The 18,831-nt window shown below is 68.9% G+C and carries 13 protein-coding genes; 4 read left to right on the forward strand and 9 right to left on the reverse strand.

The window, feature by feature from the left end:
- Positions 1–82: 82 nt before the first annotated feature.
- Both G3N94_RS23335 and G3N94_RS23340 read right to left on the reverse strand, forming a co-directional pair.
- The gene (locus G3N94_RS23335) at positions 83–1,573 is read right to left on the reverse strand and encodes an FAD-linked oxidase C-terminal domain-containing protein (RefSeq protein ID WP_205794926.1); all 1,491 of its coding nucleotides are present in this window, start codon (positions 1,571–1,573) and stop codon (positions 83–85) included.
- Positions 1,574–1,659: 86 nt separating this feature from the next.
- On the reverse strand, positions 1,660–3,069 hold the full coding sequence (locus G3N94_RS23340; protein WP_205794927.1) for an FAD-linked oxidase C-terminal domain-containing protein: 1,410 nt from the start codon (positions 3,067–3,069) through the stop codon (positions 1,660–1,662).
- Between the two features lie 229 nt (positions 3,070–3,298).
- On the opposite strand from G3N94_RS23340, the gene G3N94_RS23345 reads away from it, so the two are divergent.
- Complete coding sequence (locus G3N94_RS23345) at positions 3,299–3,850, forward strand: cob(I)yrinic acid a,c-diamide adenosyltransferase (protein ID WP_205794928.1); 552 nt, start codon at positions 3,299–3,301, stop codon at positions 3,848–3,850.
- 130 nt (positions 3,851–3,980) lie between these two features.
- A complete protein-coding gene (gene hmpA, locus G3N94_RS23350) occupies positions 3,981–5,189 on the forward strand; it encodes an NO-inducible flavohemoprotein (RefSeq protein ID WP_205794929.1) in 1,209 nt (402 codons plus the stop codon).
- A gap of 141 nt (positions 5,190–5,330) precedes the next feature.
- On the opposite strand, the gene G3N94_RS23355 is transcribed toward hmpA, so the two are convergent.
- The 3 genes from G3N94_RS23355 to aroG all read right to left on the reverse strand — a co-directional run bounded on the left by G3N94_RS23355 (position 5,331) and on the right by aroG (position 7,184).
- Positions 5,331–5,720, reverse strand: a complete 390-nt coding sequence (locus G3N94_RS23355; protein ID WP_205794930.1) for a type II toxin-antitoxin system VapC family toxin — start codon at positions 5,718–5,720, stop codon at positions 5,331–5,333.
- A complete protein-coding gene (locus tag G3N94_RS23360) occupies positions 5,717–5,986 on the reverse strand; it encodes a type II toxin-antitoxin system Phd/YefM family antitoxin (RefSeq protein WP_205794931.1) in 270 nt (89 codons plus the stop codon). The genes G3N94_RS23355 and G3N94_RS23360 overlap by 4 nt, the downstream gene beginning before the upstream one ends.
- Before the next feature lie 124 nt (positions 5,987–6,110).
- On the reverse strand, positions 6,111–7,184 hold the full coding sequence (aroG, locus tag G3N94_RS23365) for a 3-deoxy-7-phosphoheptulonate synthase AroG (protein ID WP_205794932.1): 1,074 nt from the start codon (positions 7,182–7,184) through the stop codon (positions 6,111–6,113).
- A gap of 40 nt (positions 7,185–7,224) precedes the next feature.
- Here aroG and G3N94_RS23370 point away from each other — a divergent pair, with 40 nt between their 5' ends.
- A complete protein-coding gene (locus G3N94_RS23370; protein ID WP_205794933.1) occupies positions 7,225–7,476 on the forward strand; it encodes a hypothetical protein in 252 nt (83 codons plus the stop codon).
- A gap of 110 nt (positions 7,477–7,586) precedes the next feature.
- On the opposite strand, the gene tldD is transcribed toward G3N94_RS23370, so the two are convergent.
- From tldD to G3N94_RS23385, 3 genes are all read right to left on the reverse strand, one after another.
- Complete coding sequence (gene tldD / locus G3N94_RS23375) at positions 7,587–9,053, reverse strand: metalloprotease TldD (protein ID WP_205794934.1); 1,467 nt, start codon at positions 9,051–9,053, stop codon at positions 7,587–7,589.
- Positions 9,054–9,164: 111 nt separating this feature from the next.
- Positions 9,165–9,992: a carbon-nitrogen hydrolase family protein gene (locus G3N94_RS23380; protein ID WP_205794935.1), complete on the reverse strand. Its 828-nt coding sequence runs from the start codon at positions 9,990–9,992 to the stop codon at positions 9,165–9,167.
- Positions 9,993–10,035: 43 nt separating this feature from the next.
- Positions 10,036–14,235 carry a YhdP family protein gene (locus G3N94_RS23385; RefSeq protein WP_205794936.1) on the reverse strand — a complete coding sequence of 1,400 codons (4,200 nt, stop codon included), beginning with the start codon at positions 14,233–14,235 and terminating at the stop codon, positions 10,036–10,038.
- 123 nt (positions 14,236–14,358) lie between these two features.
- On the opposite strand from G3N94_RS23385, the gene glnE reads away from it, so the two are divergent.
- Complete coding sequence (gene glnE, locus G3N94_RS23390) at positions 14,359–17,163, forward strand: bifunctional [glutamate--ammonia ligase]-adenylyl-L-tyrosine phosphorylase/[glutamate--ammonia-ligase] adenylyltransferase (protein WP_205794937.1); 2,805 nt, start codon at positions 14,359–14,361, stop codon at positions 17,161–17,163.
- 8 nt (positions 17,164–17,171) lie between these two features.
- Here glnE and recN read toward each other — a convergent pair whose 3' ends face one another.
- A complete protein-coding gene (gene recN, locus G3N94_RS23395; RefSeq protein WP_205794938.1) occupies positions 17,172–18,821 on the reverse strand; it encodes a DNA repair protein RecN in 1,650 nt (549 codons plus the stop codon).
- Positions 18,822–18,831: the final 10 nt, after the last annotated feature.

Consider the following 18,831-nt stretch of genomic DNA (forward strand, 5'->3'; position numbering starts at 1 on the left):
ATATGCCGCCACACGGGCACTACCCCGATCCCGACACTCTTGCCCTCCACGACGCTCTTCCGATCTCGCGCCGGCGCGGCGCTCAGAAGCGGGGGAGGTCGGGGTGCGGCAGCAGACCGCCGCGCACGTGCTGGCGGCCGTATTCGGCGCAGCGGGCACGCGTCGGAATACCCTTGTCGGGATTGAGCAACGCGGGCGGATCGAACGCGCGCTTGACCGCAAAGAACGCGTCGCGCTCCTGCGGCGAGAACTGTACGCACATCGAATTGAGCTTCTCGACGCCGACGCCGTGTTCGCCCGTCACGGTGCCGCCGAATTCGACGCAGCACTCGAGGATCTCCGCGCCGAACAGCTCCGCGCGGTGAAGCTCGTCCGGATCGTTCGCGTTGTAGAGGATCAGCGGATGCATGTTGCCATCGCCCGCATGGAACACATTGATGCAGCGCAGCCCGTAGCGCGTCTCCATCTGCTCGATGCGTGCGAGCAGCGGCCCGACCGAGCGGCGCGGCACGGTGCCGTCCATGCAGTAATAGTCGGGGGAAATCCGTCCGGCGGCCGGAAACGCGTTCTTGCGGCCCGACCAGTAGCGCAGCCGCTCGCTCTCGTTGCGCGACACCTTGATACGCGTCGCGCCGTGCTCGCGCAGCACCGCCGTCATCCGCGCGATCTCCTCGGCGACTTCTTCCGGCGTGCCGTCGGATTCGCACAGCAGGATCGCCTTCGCATCGAGGTCGTAGCCCGCATGCGTGAACGACTCGACGGCCTGCGTCGCCGGCTTGTCCATCATCTCGAGGCCGGCGGGGATGATCCCCGACGCGATGATCGCGGCGACCGCCTCGCCGCCCTTCACGACATCGTCGAAGCTCGCCATCACGAGCTGCGCGGCCTGCGGCTTCGGGATCAGCTTCACCGTGACTTCGGTGACGATCGCGAACATGCCTTCGCTGCCGATCGTCACCGCGAGCAGGTCGAGGCCCGGCGCGTCGAGCGCGAGCGAGCCGAATTCGACGATCTCGCCGTCGATCGTCACCGCGCGCACGCGCATCACGTTGTGCACGGTCAGCCCGTACTTCAGGCAGTGCACGCCGCCGGAGTTCTCCGCGACGTTGCCGCCGATCGTGCACGCGATCTGCGACGACGGATCGGGCGCGTAGTACAGGCCGTACGGCGCCGCGGCCTCGGAAATCGCGAGATTGCGCACGCCGGGCTGCACGGTCGCCGTGCGCGCGTACGGGTCGACCTCGACGATGCGCGTGAAGCGCGCGAGCGACAGCACGACGCCGAGCGAGATCGGCAGCGCGCCGCCCGACAGGCTCGTGCCCGCGCCGCGCGGCACGATCGGCACCTCCATCCGCCGGCAGATCTGCACGATGCGCTGCACCTGCGATTCGGTCTCGGGCAGCGCGACCGCGAGCGGCAGGCGGCGGTACGCGGACAGGCCGTCGCATTCGTACGGCGCGGTGTCTTCGTCGCGATACAGCAGGCAATGCGTCGGCAGCACGGCCATCAGCGCCTGCACGACTTCCCGCTGGCGCTGCGCGCGCATCTCGGCCGACAGTTCGGGGGCGTTCATCGGTTCTCCAGTGTCGGCGGGAGTGCGCGCTTTGGCGCTGGCTCCCGCCCGATGCAAAGCGACTGGCGCGGCGCCGTCACGCCGTGTCAGCACGTGAAAATCTTGCCGGGATTCATCAGGTTGCGCGGGTCGAGCGCGAGCTTGATCGCGCGCATCGTGTCGATCGCGTTGTCGCCGTGCTCCTTCGGCAGGAAGCGCATCTTGTGCAGCCCGACGCCGTGCTCGCCCGTGCAGGTGCCGCCCATGCGCAGCGCGCGCTCGACGATACGGTCGTTGATGCGTTCCGCTTCGTCGATCTCGTCGGGCTTGTCGGGGTCGATCAGGATCGCGACGTGGAAATTACCGTCGCCGACATGGCCGACGATCGGGCATGGGAGCGACGACGCGCGCAGGTCGGCCTCGGTTTCCTCGACGCACGCGGCCAGCTGCGAGATCGGCACGCAGACATCGGTCGTCACCGCGCGGCAGCCGGGTTTCAGCTGCAGCATCGCGAAGTACGCGTTGTGGCGCGCGGCCCAGAGCCGGCTGCGGTCTTCCGGCCGGGTCGCCCATTCGAAGCCCTGGCCGTGATTTTGGCCGGCGAGTGCTTCGACCAGCTCCGCCTGTTCCTTCACGCCGGCCTCGGTGCCGTGGAATTCGAAGAACAGCGTCGGCGCCTCGGCGAGCGTCAGGTTCGAGTGGCGGTTGATCGAGCGGATCGCGAGCGAGTCGACGAATTCGACGCGCGCGATCGGCACGCCGATCTGGATCGTCTCGATCACGGTGCGCACCGCGTCGCCCATCGTCGGGAACGTGCAGATCGCGGCCGACACGGCTTCCGGCTGCGGATGCAGGCGCAGCGTGATCTCGGTGATCACGCCGAGCGTGCCCTCGGAGCCGACGAACAGCCGCGTGAGGTCGTAGCCGGCCGACGACTTGCGGGCGCGCGAGCCCGTCTTCACGACGCGGCCGTCGGCGAGCACCGCGGTCAGGCCGAGCACGTTCTCGCGCATCGTCCCGTAACGCACGGCGTTGGTGCCGGATGCGCGGGTCGCGGTCATGCCGCCGATGCTCGCGTCGGCGCCGGGGTCAATCGGGAAGAACAGGCCCGTGTCGCGCAGCGCTTCGTTGAGCGCCTTGCGCGTGATGCCGGGCTCGACCGTGACGGTCAGGTCTTCCGCGTTGATCGACAGCACGCGGTTCATTTCGGACAGGTCGAGCGACACGCCGCCGCGCACCGCGAGCAGATGGCCTTCGAGCGACGAACCTGCGCCGTACGGGATCAGCGGCACGCTGTAGAGTGCGCACAGCGACACGACCTGCCGGACGTCGTCGACGCTGTGTGCAAACACGACCGCGTCGGGCAGTTGCGGGTCGAACGGCGATTCGTCGCGGCCGTGATGCGCGCGCACCGCGTCGGCCGTCGACACGCGCTCGCCGAAGGCGGCGCGTAGCGCATCGAGGAGGGCGGGGGGCAGCGGGCGGCGCGATGCGGCCGGCGGGGCGGGGTGATTCACACGAGTCTCCTCTCGATCGGCGCGGGCGCGTCGGCATCGGCGCCGATTCCATGCAAAGTTCGACAGCTTGTCCGGCAGGCGCCGCTGTGTGGCGGTTTTGGACCATTCTACGCTGGAACACCTGCTGCGAGCCGCGCGGCGGGCTGCGATAATCGGTATCCAGCCTGGTATCCAGCCCGGAACCAACGCAACCGGGGCCGCGCCGCGGCCGCGCAACTGAGGACTTCGCATGGGCAACCGCTTGAGCAAGATCGCCACCCGCACGGGCGATGACGGCACCACCGGTCTGGGCGACGGGCGGCGCATCGGCAAGGACGACGTACGGATCGCCGCGATCGGCGACGTCGACGAACTGAATTCGAACCTCGGCGTGCTGCTCGCCGAGCCGTTGCCCGACGACGTGCGTGCGGCGCTCGTGACGATCCAGCACGACCTGTTCGACCTCGGCGGCGAGCTGTGCATCCCCGGCCACACGGTGCTCGACGACACGCATCTCGCGCGTCTCGACCAGTGGCTCGCCGACTACAACGCGACGCTGTCGCCGCTGAAGGAGTTCATCCTGCCCGGCGGCTCGCGTACGGCGGCGCTCGCGCATGTGTGCCGCACCGTGTGCCGGCGCGCCGAACGCGCGATCGTCGCGCTCGGCCGCAGCGAGCCGCTGCACGAGACGCCGCGCCGTTACGTGAACCGGCTGTCGGATCTGCTGTTCGTGCTGGCGCGGGTCCTGAACCGCGCGGACGGCGGCTCGGACGTGCTGTGGGAACGCGATCGCCCGCGGTGACGCGCGGGCGGCCAGGCGCCTGCGCCAGCCGTCATCCTGTCCAGCCCCCTTTTCCGCACTGCGACAATTTGCCCGGGGGGCACCGGATTTTAAAGATGTATCGTATTCGCATGTTTAACGGAGAACGAGCATGACCCACATTACCGCCGACCAGATGGCCCGTGTGAAGGCCACCGCCCCCGTCCTCGCCGTGCACGGCGCGACGATCACGAAGCACTTTTATCAGCGCATGTTCGCGCGGCATCCGGAACTGAAGAACCTGTTCAACCAGACGCACCAGAAGACTGGCAGCCAGCCGGAAACGCTTGCGAAGGCGGTCTATGCGTATGCGGCGAACATCGACAATCTCGGGGCGCTCGGCGGCGCGGTGTCGCACATCGCAAACAAGCACGCGAGCATGAACATCCGTCCCGAGCATTACCCGATCGTCGGCGAGAACCTGCTCGCGTCGATCGTCGAAGTGCTCGGCGACGCAGTCGATGCGGAAACGCTCGAAGCGTGGCGCGTTGCCTACGGCCAGCTCGCGCAGATCCTGATCGGCGCCGAGGCGGACCTGTACGCGGGCGCGGCGTGGAGCGGCTTCCGGCCATTCAAGGTCGCGCGCAAGGTGCGCGAGAGCGACGAGATCACGTCGTTCTACCTGACGCCGGCGGACGGCGGTGAAGCACCGACGTTCGAGCCGGGCCAGTACGTGACGGTGAAGCGCTTCGTCGGCGACCTGGGCGTCGACCAGCCGCGCCAGTACAGCCTGTCCGACGCGCCGCACGGCAAGTGGCTGCGCATCTCGGTGAAGCGCGAGGCCGGCAAGGCGGAGGCGATCCCGGCCGGCAAGGTGTCGACGCTGATGCACGACGGCGTCGAGGAGGGCTCGGTCGTCGAGGTCACCGCGCCGATGGGCGAGTTCACGCTGAAGCGCGATGCGGATACGCCGGTCGTGCTGATCTCGGGCGGCGTCGGCATCACGCCGATGATGTCGATGGCGTCGACGCTGATCGCGGAAGGCAGCAAGCGCGACGTGCGTTTCATCCACGCGTGCCGCTCGGGCGCGGTGCACGCATTCCGCGACTGGCTGAACGATACGGTGCGCGAGCACGCGAACGTGAAGCGCACGGTGCTGTATGAACTGGTCGGCCCGCACGACCGCGCGGGCGTCGACCACGATCTCGAAGGGCGGCTTACGCCGGAGCGCGTGCAGCAGTATGCGCTGGTGCCGGACGCCGACTATTACATCTGCGGCCCGATCGCGTTCATGAAGGCGCAACGCGATGCGCTCGTCGCGCTGGGTGTCGCGCCGGAGCGCGTGAACACCGAGATCTTCGGTTCGGGCGCGCTCGAGTGACGCGCTGACGCTCGATCTCCGAGAAACGCAAAAGCCCGGCGCGAGCCGGGCTTTGTCGTTGTGTGGCGCGGCCACGCGCGACGGCGCATGCCGCTGGCCTGAACGGAACGGCTTAGCGCCGAATTGCGATTCTCCGCAATGTCATGCGCGCAGCATCAGCGTCGCATGGTAACGCCACACCTTGGGATCGGCGCTGACGAGCGGCATGCCTTCGTACAGAGCCTGCGCGACCATCACGCGATCGAACGGATCGGCATGGTCGGGGAAATCGGGTAATGTCGTGACCGCTTCGACGTGATCGCTGCTGATCGGCAACTCTGCGAAACCGGCAAGTCGGAACGCCGACCGTGCGTCACGCGGATGAACGGGCAGGTTGCCCTTGCGGTACTTGATCGCGATTTCCCAGATGGACGCCGCGCTGACGTACAGCGTGTTGTCCGGGTTCTCGATCAGCTCGGCTGCCGTCGATGAAAGTTGCGGCGCCCCTTCGGCGGCCCAAAGCGCGATATGCGTATCGAGCAGCAGCTTCACGGCTCGAGCCCCTGTTCGCCGCTAGCGTCGAAGTCGGCGGCGATCGCGTCGTCGCCCGCATTGAATGCGTCGACCGTTGCCGGAATATTCAGCCCGGCCAACAACTGGCGGGCTGCGCCAATTCGCTTCGGCGCCACGTACGGAACGATTCGGGCGACCGGATGGCCATTGCGGGCAATCACGACCTCGGATTCCCGCCCGAGTTCGAGTGCTTCGACGAGGCCGGAAAGCCGCGACTTGGCATCGTGCATGTTGACGATAGGCATCGAATTCCTCGCTTAGCTAAGCCGTGTTAGCTAGTTTAGCAGACTCGAGCGCCAGTCGCGGGCGGCATCCGTGACCGCGTCGCCGCGAGGCGGGAGCCCATTGAGCCCCGCCCGCGTGCTTCCGTCAGTTGCCGCTGCCGCGCGCGACGCGACGGGCCTTGACCGACTCCGCCAGCCCCTCGAGCACCTTCACGCTGTCTTCCCAGTTGATGCACGCATCGGTGATGCTCTGGCCGTAGGTCAGCGGGCAGCCTTCCTTCAGGTCCTGGCGCCCTTCGACGAGGTGCGACTCGACCATCACGCCGACGATGCGCTCGTCGCCCGCCGCGATCTGGCGGCCGATATCCGCGCACACCGGGATCTGGTTCTCGTGCTTCTTCGAGCTGTTCGCGTGGCTCGCGTCGATCATCAGGCGTGCGGCAAGGCCGGCCTTGCCGATGTCCGTGCACGCAGCGTTCACGCTTTCGGCGTCGTAGTTCGGCGTCTTGCCGCCGCGCAGGATCACGTGGCAGTCCTCGTTGCCGGCCGTCGACACGATCGCCGAGTGGCCACCCTTCGTCACCGACAGGAAATGGTGCGGCTGCGACGCGGCCTTGATCGCGTCGACCGCGATCTTCACGTTGCCGTCGGTGCCGTTCTTGAAGCCGACCGGGCACGACAGCCCCGACGCAAGCTCGCGGTGCACCTGCGACTCGGTCGTGCGCGCGCCGATCGCGCCCCACGAGATCAGGTCCGCGAGGTACTGCGGGCTGATCATGTCGAGGTATTCGGTCCCCGCCGGCAGCCCCATCTCGTTGATCTGCAGCAGCAGCTCGCGCGCGGTGCGCAGCCCTTCGTTGATCTTGAAGCTGTTGTCGAGATGCGGATCGTTGATGAGCCCCTTCCAGCCGACCGTCGTGCGCGGCTTCTCGAAGTACACGCGCATCACGATTTCAAGCTCGTCCGCGAAGCGCTCGCGCTCCTTCACCAGCCGCCCCGCGTACTCGAGCGCCGCCTTCGTGTCGTGGATCGAGCACGGCCCGATCACGACGATCAGCCGGTCGTCCATCCCGTGCAGGATCCGGTGCATCGACTGCCGCGAGTTGTAGATCAGCTCGGAAGCGGCTTCGGAACACGCGAACTCGCGGATCAGGTGGGCGGGCGGCGTCAGCTCCTTGAGCTCACGAATGCGGACATCGTCGGTATTGTGCGGGGGCATGCTGTTTCTCCTAATTCTGAGGGCCGTCCGGTTGGTACACGTGCGGCAGATTCATCAATTCAAGCGATTCAGTGGTTTCGGTCAGGGCCGCGAGACCGCTGCGGCGGCGACCGGGTGGTCGAAGGGCGAAGGGCGAAAAAAAACCGCCGGGTTTGCCGGCGGTTTTTCGGGAATTTCGGTTGCGCTTTACGCGCCATCAACCCTCTCGATCCGCCAGCGGTCTGAGATGCCAAAAAAAGTAAAAGTAAAACTTGGCGGACATGACGGGAATCGGGTCGTCAAAAAAAGTTGATTCGGAATTTATACCTGCTCGCCGCGCGGCTGGCAATCGGGTCTCCCAGAAAATGCGGACAATCCGCGCGTTTTTCGCAAAATGCGCGGATTGTTTGCGCCGCGATGCGGTTATGCCGTACCGCCGACCGTCATCTTGTCGATCCGCAGGGTCGGCTGGCCGACGCCGACCGGCACGCTCTGGCCTTCCTTGCCGCACACGCCGACGCCGGTGTCGAGCGACATGTCGTTGCCGATCATGCTCACGTACTTCAGCGATTCCGGACCGCTGCCGATCAGCGTCGCGCCCTTGACGGGGTAGGTGACCTTGCCGTTCTCGATCATGTACGCCTCGGACGCCGAGAACACGAACTTGCCGTTCGTGATATCGACCTGGCCGCCGCCGAAGTTCACCGCGTACAGGCCGTTCTTCACCGACGCGATGATTTCCTGCGGATCCTTGTCGCCGTTCAGCATGTACGTGTTGGTCATGCGCGGCATCGGCAGCGCCGCATACGACTCGCGCCGCGCGTTGCCGGTGACGGGCATCTTCATCAGGCGCGCGTTCAGCGTGTCCTGGATGTAGCCCTTCAGGATCCCGTCCTCGATCAGCGTCGTGCACTGCGTCGGGTTGCCTTCGTCGTCGATGTTCAGCGACCCGCGGCGGTTCGGCAGCGTGCCGTCGTCGACGACGGTCACGCCCTTCGCGGCGACCTGCTCGCCGATGCGGCCCGCGAATGCCGACGAGCCCTTGCGGTTGAAATCGCCCTCGAGACCGTGGCCGATCGCCTCGTGCAGCAGCACGCCCGGCCAGCCCGGCCCGAGCACGACGGTCATCGCGCCGGCCGGCGCCGGACGCGCGTCGAGGTTCACGAGCGCCGCGTGCACCGCGTCGTCGACGTAACGCGACAGAATGTCGTCGGTGAAATAGCCGTAGTCGAAGCGGCCGCCGCCGCCGCCGGAGCCGATCTCGCGACGGCCGTTCTGCTCGGCGATCACCGTCACCGACACGCGCACGAGCGGGCGGATGTCCGCCGCGAGCGCGCCGTCGCTGCGCGCGACGAGCACGACGTCGTATTCGCCGGCGAGGCCCGCCATCACCTGCGTGACGCGCGGGTCGCGGCCGCGCGCCATCTGCTCGATGCGCTCGAGCAGCTTGACCTTGGCCGTCGCGTCGAGCGACGCGAGCGGATCGGACGGCAGGTACAGGTCGCGGCCCGAGATGCCCTTCAGCGACGTGGCCGCCTTGATCTTCTGGCGGCCGCCGCCCGCGGCGGCGATCGCCTTGGTGGCCGCGGCCGCCTGCGCGATCGCTTCGGGCGACAGGTCGTCGGAATACGCGAACGCGGTGCGGTCGCCCGCGACCGCGCGCACGCCGACGCCCTGGTCGATGCTGAAACTGCCCGATTTGACGATGCCTTCCTCGAGGCTCCACGCTTCGCTGCGGGTGGCCTGGAAGTACAGGTCCGCGTAATCGACGCGATGCGTGAAGATGTCGGCGATCGTGCGCGTCAGGAGGCTCTCGTCGAGGCCGTAGGGCGTGAGCAGGATGTCCTTCGCCAGCGCCAGGTTGCGGATGCCGGGTTCGATGATGTTCATGCGGGTATCGGGGTTTCTCAAAAAGTTGTCGGGTGCGTATCGCGGCAGAGGGTTCGGGGGCAGATGGTTCGTGCGGGCCGGGGTTTCAAGGGGGGCAAGTCGGCCGACCGCTCAGCCGAGCACGCGATGCCGCCACGCAGGCAGGCTCTGGCGCACGTCGGCGATACGTTGCGGGTCGAGCGTGCCGATCACGACGCTCGCGCCTTCGTCACGCACCCGGACGATCTCGCCCCAGGGGTCGACCAGCATGCTGTGGCCCCAGGTGCGCCGGCCGTTCTCGTGTTTGCCGCCCTGCGCGGCCGCGAGCACGTAGCATTGGTTCTCGACCGCCCGCGCGCGCAGCAGCGTTTCCCAGTGCGCGCGGCCGGTGGTGTAGGTAAACGCGGACGGGACGACGACGAGCGCGCAGTCGCCCAGCTTGCGGTACAGCTCCGGAAAGCGGAGATCGTAACAGACCGACAGCCCGACCCGGCCGAACGGTGCGTCGAACGCGACGACCGTGTCGCCCGGACAGATCGTGCGCGCCTCGTCGAACGATTCGTCGCCTTTCTCGAAGTTGAACAGGTGGATCTTGTCGTAGCGGGCCGCCTCGCAGCCGGACGGATCGAACACGAGCGTCGTGTTCAGCACGCGGTTCGCTTCGGGGGCCTTCAGCGGCAGCGTGCCGCCGATCACCCAGATCCCGTGGCGACGTGCCGCGTCGGCGAGGAATTGCTGGATCGGGCCGTCGCGATAGGTCTCGGCAAGCGCGAGCTTGTCGGTGTCTTTATGGCCCATGAAGCAGAAGTACTCGGGCAGCAGTACGAGCTGTGCGCCTTCGCCGGCCGCTTCCGCGATCAGGCGGCGGGCCTCGGCGAGATTGCGCGAAACGTCCGGCGTGCTCACCATCTGCAGCGCGGCAACCCGGACGGGGCTGGCGGAAAGGGTGTGGTCGGTCATCGCGAAATCGGTAGCGTCATAAATGGGGTGCGGCCCGCGCGGTTCAGCGACTTGCCGCGCCGGCCGCGTCGTGATTCATCTTACCCTGATCGCCCCGCACCCGCTCGATATGGGGATGCGCCCACGACCCGGTGATCGCATAGTCCTTCGCGAACGCGCGCGACAACGTCTCCGACAGCGCGTAGTTCGCCGCCAGCACACCGACGCCGAGCAGCGGGTTGATGATCGCGGCCGCGATCGCCGCCGTGCCCGCGCCGATTTTCGGCGAGACGTGCGCGTGCAGGTCCTGCGTTTCCGCACCGAGATCGACCGACCCTTTCAGCGTGACCTTCGCGGGCGACGTCGTCATCTCGAAATCGTCGATGTGCCCGATGCCGTTGGTGATCTGGCCGGTGCCCGAGATCTTCTCGAACGGGAGCCCCTTGCCGATCACGTCGCGGAAGTTGAGCGTCAGGAAGCGCGCGAGGCTCTGCAGGCTCAGCACGCCGAGCAGCTTCGCCGCGCCCGGGTCGACCTTCAGGATCTCGCCGTGCTCGAGGTCGAGCGCGAGATGCCCGTTGAGGGACGGGTAGTCGAGCGCAGTCGGGCCGCCGCGCCAGCCGACCCTGCCGGTCAGCGTGCCGTGGCCGTCCCCGATGGTGCGGGGCAGGCCGACGCGGTCGAGCAGCGCGCCGGCATTGTCGATGTCGAGCTTGAAATCGAACACGGTGCGGCGCGGCGCGTCGGCCTCGCCAACGCCGCGGGCGAGCGCGTGGCGCGACGTGCGCCAGTTCGCCGTCGCCGTGAGCTTTGCCGCCGGGTTCGACAGTTCCAGCTTGTCGAGCTGCCACACGGGCGCGCCGTCCTCTTCGAGGTTGCGCGCGTTGACGACGAGGCGGCCGATGTCGTGGCCGCGCGCGACGACCTCGTCGACGACCAGGTCGATCGACGGCATCGGGTGGTCGGTCGGCGCCTGCAGGTTCATCGCGCGGCCGACCAGATCGTGCTCGGCACTCTGCGGAATCACGAGCTTCGCGAGCCGCGCGTTCAGCACGCCCTCGCCGTGGTGGCCGCCGCCCGGCGCCCACGACAGGTAGCCCGACACCTGGTTCGACGCGATGTTCGCCTGCCACAGCTCGTCGACATGCGACGCGCCGACGATCACGTTTTCCCAGTTGCGCTTGAGCAGCTTCAGCGTGCCGAAATGGAACGCGAAGCGCTTCGGCACGAAGCTCGCGAGATCGACGTGCTCGGCGCCCGGCTGCGGTTCCGGCGCGCGATGCGCGGGTTGCAGCGTCCTGGCGAGCGCGAGCCACGCGTCGGCGTCCAGCTCGTCGACGTCGACCGCCGCGCTCACACCGTCCTGCGGCACGTCGGGCATCCGGTGGATGCCCATCGCGCCACGCACCGCGCGCAGCGGCTGGCCGCGCGTCGCGTCGAGCAGGTAGGTCGCGGTGATGGGGCCGAGCGTCAGGTTCGCATGTTCGAGGCGCCGGCCGTCTGCCTGCGGCGCCGGCTGCAGCGTGAAGCTGAACGGCATCGGCGTGCCCGCGGGTTTCGCGAACGGCGCCGGGAAGTTCAGCGCGACGCCCGTCAGGTCGGAACTGGCCGTGAGGTTCGGCAGGCGGCCGGGCGTGCCCCGCACGGCGACCCGGTACGGCGCGTCGCCGACCACGTGCTCGAGCAGCGCCGCGGCCGGGCCGTGCAGGTTCAGGCCGCGCGCGGCGTCGAGCGCGAGCCTGCCGTCGACGTCGACCGCATACGGGCCGTGCGATTTCAGGTCGCCGCTCGCGCGCACGGGGCCGCCGAGGAAGCGTCCGGACAGGTTGTTCAGCGACGCACCCGCTTCGGTGAAACGCACGTCGCCGCGCAGCGCGGACAGCGGCGGCACGCCGTCGGTCGACAGCGTGTTGCCGCCGAACGCGAGCGTGCCCTCGACGTGCGTATGCGGATGCGCGACGTGCTGCGGGATCGTCAGCTTCAGCGCGAGCGCGGCCGGCCCCTGCGCGTCGATCTTCTCGCCGACGTGCCCGCTGATCATGCCGAGCGAGCTGTTGTCCGCGTAGTCGATCAGGTCGGCGAGCGGCCCTTGCGCGTGCCCTTCGATGATCAGCGGCGACTCGGCCGGGTGGCCGAGATCCGTGATCCGGCCGCTCACCTTGTTCAGCGCGACGCGCTTGTAGTGCGCGCGGTCGATATCGAAGCGCAGCTTGTTCTGTTCGAGCTCGAACACGCCGTCGATGCCCGAGAGTGCCGGCCACACGCTCGGCGTGCCGTTCGCGAGCTTGCGCGGCGGGTACGGCGTCGGCTCGAACTGTCCGCCCGTGAACGGCGCGACGATATGGAATACGCCGCCGCTCGGGTTGTGCTCGTACGGGAAGGTCTCGAGCGGGCCGCGCGCGACGATCGATGCGCCTTTCGTGACCTGCCCGGCCTGCAGCGCATGGCCGAGATACTGGCGCAGGTGCTCGGCCATGCCGGTCGGCAGGTAGCGCGGGATGCGGGCGACCGCCGCGCGCGCGAAATCGGCGCGCAGGTCGAGCGAGCCGCGGCCGTGGCCGGGGTTCGTATAGCTGCCCGACACCGCGATCTCGGCGTCCGGGTTCGATACGAGCAGGTCGGGCACCGTCACGTCGACGCGCGCGTGCTTGTCGCCCGGCGCCGGCGTGACGACCCATTTCGCGTTGCCGCGCAGCCGGTCGAACGTGAGGCGCGGCTCGTCGAACTCGCCGGGCACCGTGACCGCGGCGTTGACCGTGTCGAAATGCGCGGCGCCGCCTGTCTCGTTCGCGTCGACGCGGCCCCACAGGTTCTCGATCCCCGGCCAGCCGGCGCGCGGATGGCCATGTGCGGACAGCCCGGGCGGCGGCTCCTGCGCGGCAAAGCTGATGCCCTGCAGGTCGCCGGCGAAGCGGTAGCGGACGACCGGCGCGGCGCCGGTGCGTTTCTCTTCTTCGGCGAGCTCGGCCTTCGCGGGCTTCGCGCGCTCGACCTCGATGTGATAGTTCGACACCATCCCGCGCGGGTCGACCCGCACGAGTTCGTTGCGCAGGTGGGCCGGCAGCGGCAGCCCACGGATGAATTCGCTGAGGATGCCGAGATCGACGCGGTCGCCGGCCACGCTGATCAACTGCCCCTGGCTCGCGGACGGCACCCGGTAGCGCGCGGTGAGCGTCGCCATGCCGAGCGAGCGGGCGAGCGGCGTGCCGTCCGGCAGCGGCGGCTGGCCCAGCTCCGCGTGAAAGCGCGACAGATGCAGCGTGTAGTCGTGGCCGGTGTCCATCGTCATGTCCCAGCCGAAGCGCGCGATCGGCACGTCGAGCCGCGGCTGTGTCGGGCGCACGCGCAGCGCGACGTCCGCGCCCTGCAGCGCGCCGCCCGCGGAGCGCAGCCGGCCGTTCCGGAAGGTCGCCCAGATCGCGTTGTCGATCTGGCCCGCGTGCACCGTGAGCGGCATGTTGATATAGCGCGCGAGCGTCGGCAGGTCGACCGGGCCGGTCGACAGGTACGCGTCGCCGGTCCAGTTCGCCGGCTTGCCGATCGGTGCGAGCGGGTTGTGCGTGAAGCGCGCACGGAAATCGAGCGGGCCGCGCAGCAGCGTGCCGTTCGCGGGCGCCTGCAGCGCCGCCTTGTGGACGCGGCCGTCGTTGAGCACCGCGAGCCGGATCCCGGATAGCGCGAGTTCCGGCGCGTCGTGCTTGGCGTCACGCCAGCGCAGCGTGCCGCCGCGCAGCACGATCGCCTCCTGCTTGAGAAGCCAGGTGCTGAACGTGTCGTTGCCGCCGTGGGTGGTCGGCACGCCGACGCCGGCGATGAAGAGCGCGCCGTCCGCGCTGCGCTCGACGATCAGGTCCGGCTGGTCGACGATCAGGCTCGACAGTGCGGGCGACAGGCGCAGCAGCGACATCCACGATAGCGCGGCCGTCGCATGCGGCACCGACAGCGCGACCTGGCCGTCGCGGCCACGGATCGTCAGTGCGGTGACTTCGACGCCCGGCTGCATGCCGGACCAGTGCGGGGAAAGCTTGCCGATCGAAAGCTGCGCATGCAGCTTCGCGGACACGAACTGCTCGATCTTCGGCCGGAAGTCGTCGATGCGGGGCAGCAGCACGTAGCGCAGCCCGAGGAATGCGCCCGACGCGACGAAGTAGGTGCCGAGCCCGACCGCCAGCGTCACCTTGAACACGCGGCGCAGAACCGGATGATCGTGCTTCGGAGGTCCCGCTTCGGGCAGTGCTACGGCGGATTCCTGACTGTCGGACATGCTGCGGACGGGCGGCGATATGGTAGTTTTGCGAACTGACGTTGAAATGTATCACACGGGTTCGTGCCGGCGGCCGTTGCGGCGGTGCGGCACGGACTGACCCTTCTGCAAGGCCGCTTCCCGATGACCGACGCTTCCGCCCTGATCAGCACGTCCTATTCCCATTACGTCGCACGCGCGGTCGCCGCGCGCCCCGCGCTCGCCGGACAGATCGCCGCGTGGGCGGCCGCGCCGCTCGCCCGCGCGCAGCTCGACGCGCGGCTCACCGAACTGCTCGCACTGCCCGCGGGCGTCGCGGCGCCGACCGAAGACCAGTTCAGGAAAGCGCTCAGGCAACTGCGCGCCGAAGTGATCGGCGCGGTCGCCGAGCGCGATCTGCGCGGGCTTGCCGACGTCGCCGAGGTCACGGGCGCGATGACCGATCTCGCCGAGGTCGCCGTGCAGCGCGCGCTCGCGCTGCTGTCGGCCGAGCTCGAGGCACTGTACGGCGAGCCGCGCGGCGCCGACGGCCAGCGCGTCGTGCTCGGCGTGGTCGGGATGGGCAAGCTCGGCGGGCGCGAGCTGAACGTGTCGTCCGACATCGACCTGATCTTCGTCTACGAAGACGACGGCGAGACGACCGGCGGCAGCCGCGCGGCGCTGTCGACGCAGGAATACTTCACGCGGCTCGGCCGACGCCTGATCGGCGTGCTGTCCGAAGTGACGGCCGACGGCTACGTGTTCCGCGTCGACATGCGGCTGCGCCCGAACGGGGATTCCGGGCCGCTCGTCTGCAGCCTCGGGATGCTAGAGGAATACTTCTACGTGCAAGGGCGCGAGTGGGAGCGCTACGCGTGGATCAAGGGCCGGCTCGTGTCCGAAGGGCACAGCGACGCCGCGCAGCGGCTCGAGACGCAGCTCGATGCGATCGTCAAGCCGTTCGTCTACCGGCGTTATCTCGATTTCGGCGTGATCGGCGCGATCCGTTCGCTGCATCAGCAGATCCGCCAGGAGGCCGCGCGCCGCGCGTCGATGCGGCCGGACAAGGCCGACGACATCAAGCTCGGACGCGGCGGGATCCGCGAGATCGAGTTCAGCGCGCAGGTATTCCAGTTGATCCGCGGCGGGCAGGATGCCGGGTTCCGCGTGCGGCCGACGCTCGCGGTGCTGCGCCATGCGCAAGCGCGCGGGCTGATCGGCGATGACGTCCAGGCGGGGCTGACCGATGCTTACAATTTCCTGCGCACGCTCGAGCACCGGCTGCAATATCGCAACGACGCGCAGACGCACGCGATGCCGGTCGACGCCGACGAGCGCGCGGCGCTCGCGGCATCGCTCGGCTTTGCCGACTACGCGGCGCTGATGACGGTGCTCGACGGTCATCGCACGTTCGTCGAGGCGCAGTTCGACCAGATCTTCGCGGACAAGGTCAACGGCGGGCAGGGTTGCGGCGCGGCGGAGGACAGCGCGGCCGCATGGATCTGGAGCGGCGCGCTCGCCGACGACGGCGCGGACGACGCGCTGACGGCCCGCCTCGACGGCCTCGGCTTTCGCGATCCGGACGCGGTGCTCGCGCGGTTGCGCGCGGTCTGGCAATCGTCGCGCTACACGGGGCTGCCGGAAAAGAGCCGGCAGCGCTTCGACACCGTCGCGCAGCGCGCGCTCGAGGCGGCGCCGCGGATCGACGCCGCGCACCGCGACGACACGATCGTGCGGCTCTTCGACCTGCTCGAGACGGTCAGCCGGCGCGGCGTCTACCTCGCGCTGCTGACCGAATATCCGGCCGCGCTCGACCGCGTGCTGTCGGTGCTCGGCGCGACGCGCTGGGGCGGCGGCTACCTGATCCGGCACCCGCAACTGCTCGACGAGCTGCTCGACGACGAGGCGATCGCGAGCCCGTTCGACTGGCCGGCGTTCAAGCACGCGCTGCGCGCGCGCCTCGCCGCAGCCGACGGCCCCGAGCAGCAGATGGACCTGCTGCGCCACGCGCAGCACGCGGAGGTATTCCGCATCCTGCTGATCGACCTCGCGGGGCAGCTGTCGGTCGAGCACGTCAGCGACCGGCTGTCGGAGCTCGCCGACGCGGTGCTCGACGTGACGATCGAGGTCGTCTGGTCGCAGCTCGCGAAACGCCACTGCGACGTGCCGAAATTCGCGGTGATCGCATACGGCAAGCTGGGCGGCAAGGAGCTCGGCTACGCGTCGGATCTCGACCTGATCTTCCTGTACGACGACCCGGACGACCGGGCGGCGGACGTCTACACGACCTTCACCCGCCGGCTGATCACGTGGCTGACGACCGCCACCGGCGCCGGTGCGCTGTTCGACATCGACCTGCGGCTGCGGCCGAACGGCGAAGCCGGGCTGCTCGTCACCGATCTCGACGCGTTCCGCCGCTACCAGCTGCGCGAGGGCGATGCGGCGAACACTGCGTGGGTCTGGGAGCACCAGGCGCTGACGCGCGCGCGCTACAGCGCGGGCGATGCGCAGATCGGCACTGTGTTCGAGGCAATCCGCGATCAGGTGCTGACGACGCCGCGCGACGCAGCCGTGCTCGCGACGGAAATCGTCGGCATGCGCGACAAGGTGTTTGCCGGCCATCCGAACCACACCGAGCTGTTCGACCTGAAGCACGACCGGGGCGGGATGGTGGACATCGAGTTCATCGTCCAGTTCTGGGTGCTGCTGCACGCGTCGCGCGATCCGGAACTGATCCGCAATACGGGCAACATCGCGCTGCTGCGCGAGGTCGCGCGCTTCGGGCTGATGAGCGACGCGGAAGCCGAACGCGTCGGCGCCGCGTATCGCAAGTACCGGAAGCTGCAGCACAAGCTGCGGCTCGACGGGATGGAGAAGGCGCGGGTCGATCCGGCGCTCGTCGCCGACGAGCGGGCGGTGGTGACGGCGCTTTGGGAGCGGGTGTTCGGGGCGATTGAAACGGGCGTTTGAACGGCCCGTCAGGCCGCCAGCATTTCCTTCGCGTGCTTGCGCGTGGTCGCGGTGATCTCGAGGCCGCCGAGCATCCGCGCGACTTCCTCGATACGGCTCGCCTTGTCGAGCGGGACGACCGTCGACACGGTGCCGCCGTTGTGGTCCGCCCCCTTGGCGACCTGGTAGTGCTGGTCGCCGCGCGCCGCAACCTGCGGCAGGTGGGTCACGCACAGCACCTGTCGGTCGCGGCCGAGCTGATGCAGCAGGCGGCCGACCACCTCGGCGACGCCGCCGCCGATTCCCGTATCGACTTCGTCGAAGATCAGCGTCGGCGTCGGACTCGCGGCGCTCGCGATGACCGCGAGCGCGAGGCTGATCCGCGCGAGCTCGCCGCCCGACGCGACCTTCGCGAGCGGCCGCAGCGGCACGCCCGGGTGACCGGCGACGCGGAACTCGACCTGCTCGAGCCCGTGCGGGCCGCCGTCGGCGAGCGGAACGAGTGTGACGTCGAAGCTGCCGCCCGCCATCGACAGCTCCTGCATGCCGGCCGTCACTGCCGTGCCGAGCGCCTTGGCGGCCTGCGTGCGGGCCTTCGACAGGCGCTTCGCGTCGGTGACATACGCGTCCCATGCCTTGGCCTGCGCGGCTTCCAGCGCGCCGAGGTCGGCGGCCGCATCGAGCGCGGCAAGCTGCGCGCGCCGCGCCGCGTGCTCTTCGTGCAGCGTATCGGGCGGCAGGCGGAACTTGCGGGCGGTCGAATGCAGCGCGTCGAGACGCGTTTCGACCTGCGCGAGCCGGTTCGGGTCGAGGTCGAGACGCTGCGCATAGTGCGACAGCGAATAGACGGCCTCCTGCAGCTGGATTTCGGCCGGCTCGAGCGACGCGAGCGCGTCGCCGAGCGCCGGATCGTAGTCGGCGAGGCTGCGCAGCTTCGACACGATCGCGCCGAGCTGCGCGAGCATCGCGTCGTCGGCTTCGGACAGCGCGTTGAGCGCGCCCTGCACGCCATCGATCAGGTTCGCCGAATGCGACAGGCGCTTGTGTTCATTGCTCACTTCGTCCCATTCGCCGGGTTGCGGCGCGAGCTTGTCGAGCTCGGCGAGCTGCCACGCGAGCTTCTCGCGTTCGAGCTGCAGCTCGCGCTCGTGCGCCTTCGCCGCGTCGATCGCCTGGGTTGCGTCGCGCCACACGCGCCATGCGCGCGCGACGTTCGCGGCGTCGGCGACGAGCCCCGCGTGCGTGTCGAACAGCTCGCGCTGCGCGTCCGGCCGCATCAGCAGCTGGTGCGCGTGCTGGCCGTGGATGTCGACGAGCATCTCGCCGACTTCGCGCAACTGCGCGAGCGTCGCGCTCGTGCCGTTGATGAACGCGCGCGAACGGCCGTTTGCGTCGATGACGCGCCGCAGCATCACGACGTCTTCGGTGTCGAACGCGTGCTCGTCGAGCCAGCGCGCGACGCGGTCGTGCGGCGTGAATTCGGCGGTGATGTCGGCGCGGCTGCAGCCGGCGCGCACGACGCTCGCGTCGGCGCGCTCGCCGAGCGCCAGCGCGAGCGCGTCGATCAGGATCGATTTGCCGGCGCCGGTTTCGCCGGAAAAGACGGTAAAGCCGCTGTCGAATTCGAGGTCGAGCGCGGCGACGATGACGAAGTCGCGGATCGAGAGGTGGCGGAGCATGGTATCGGGC

Source organism: Burkholderia sp. Ac-20353 (assembly GCF_017104785.1).
Taxonomy (GTDB): domain Bacteria; phylum Pseudomonadota; class Gammaproteobacteria; order Burkholderiales; family Burkholderiaceae; genus Burkholderia.

Excerpts from the sequence above, each read along its gene's own strand:
- hmpA (WP_205794929.1), top strand. The coding sequence starts at position 3,981 with ATGACCCACATTACCGCCGACCAGATGGCCCGTGTGAAGGCCACCGCC.
- aroG (WP_205794932.1), bottom strand. The coding sequence starts at position 7,184 with ATGCCCCCGCACAATACCGACGATGTCCGCATTCGTGAGCTCAAGGAG.
- G3N94_RS23385 (WP_205794936.1), bottom strand. The coding sequence starts at position 14,235 with ATGTCCGACAGTCAGGAATCCGCCGTAGCACTGCCCGAAGCGGGACCT.
- G3N94_RS23345 (WP_205794928.1), top strand. The coding sequence starts at position 3,299 with ATGGGCAACCGCTTGAGCAAGATCGCCACCCGCACGGGCGATGACGGC.
- G3N94_RS23360 (WP_205794931.1), bottom strand. The coding sequence starts at position 5,986 with ATGCCTATCGTCAACATGCACGATGCCAAGTCGCGGCTTTCCGGCCTC.
- G3N94_RS23380 (WP_205794935.1), bottom strand. The coding sequence starts at position 9,992 with ATGACCGACCACACCCTTTCCGCCAGCCCCGTCCGGGTTGCCGCGCTG.
- glnE (WP_205794937.1), top strand. The coding sequence starts at position 14,359 with ATGACCGACGCTTCCGCCCTGATCAGCACGTCCTATTCCCATTACGTC.
- G3N94_RS23335 (WP_205794926.1), bottom strand. The coding sequence starts at position 1,573 with ATGAACGCCCCCGAACTGTCGGCCGAGATGCGCGCGCAGCGCCAGCGG.
- tldD (WP_205794934.1), bottom strand. The coding sequence starts at position 9,053 with ATGAACATCATCGAACCCGGCATCCGCAACCTGGCGCTGGCGAAGGAC.
- recN (WP_205794938.1), bottom strand. The coding sequence starts at position 18,821 with ATGCTCCGCCACCTCTCGATCCGCGACTTCGTCATCGTCGCCGCGCTC.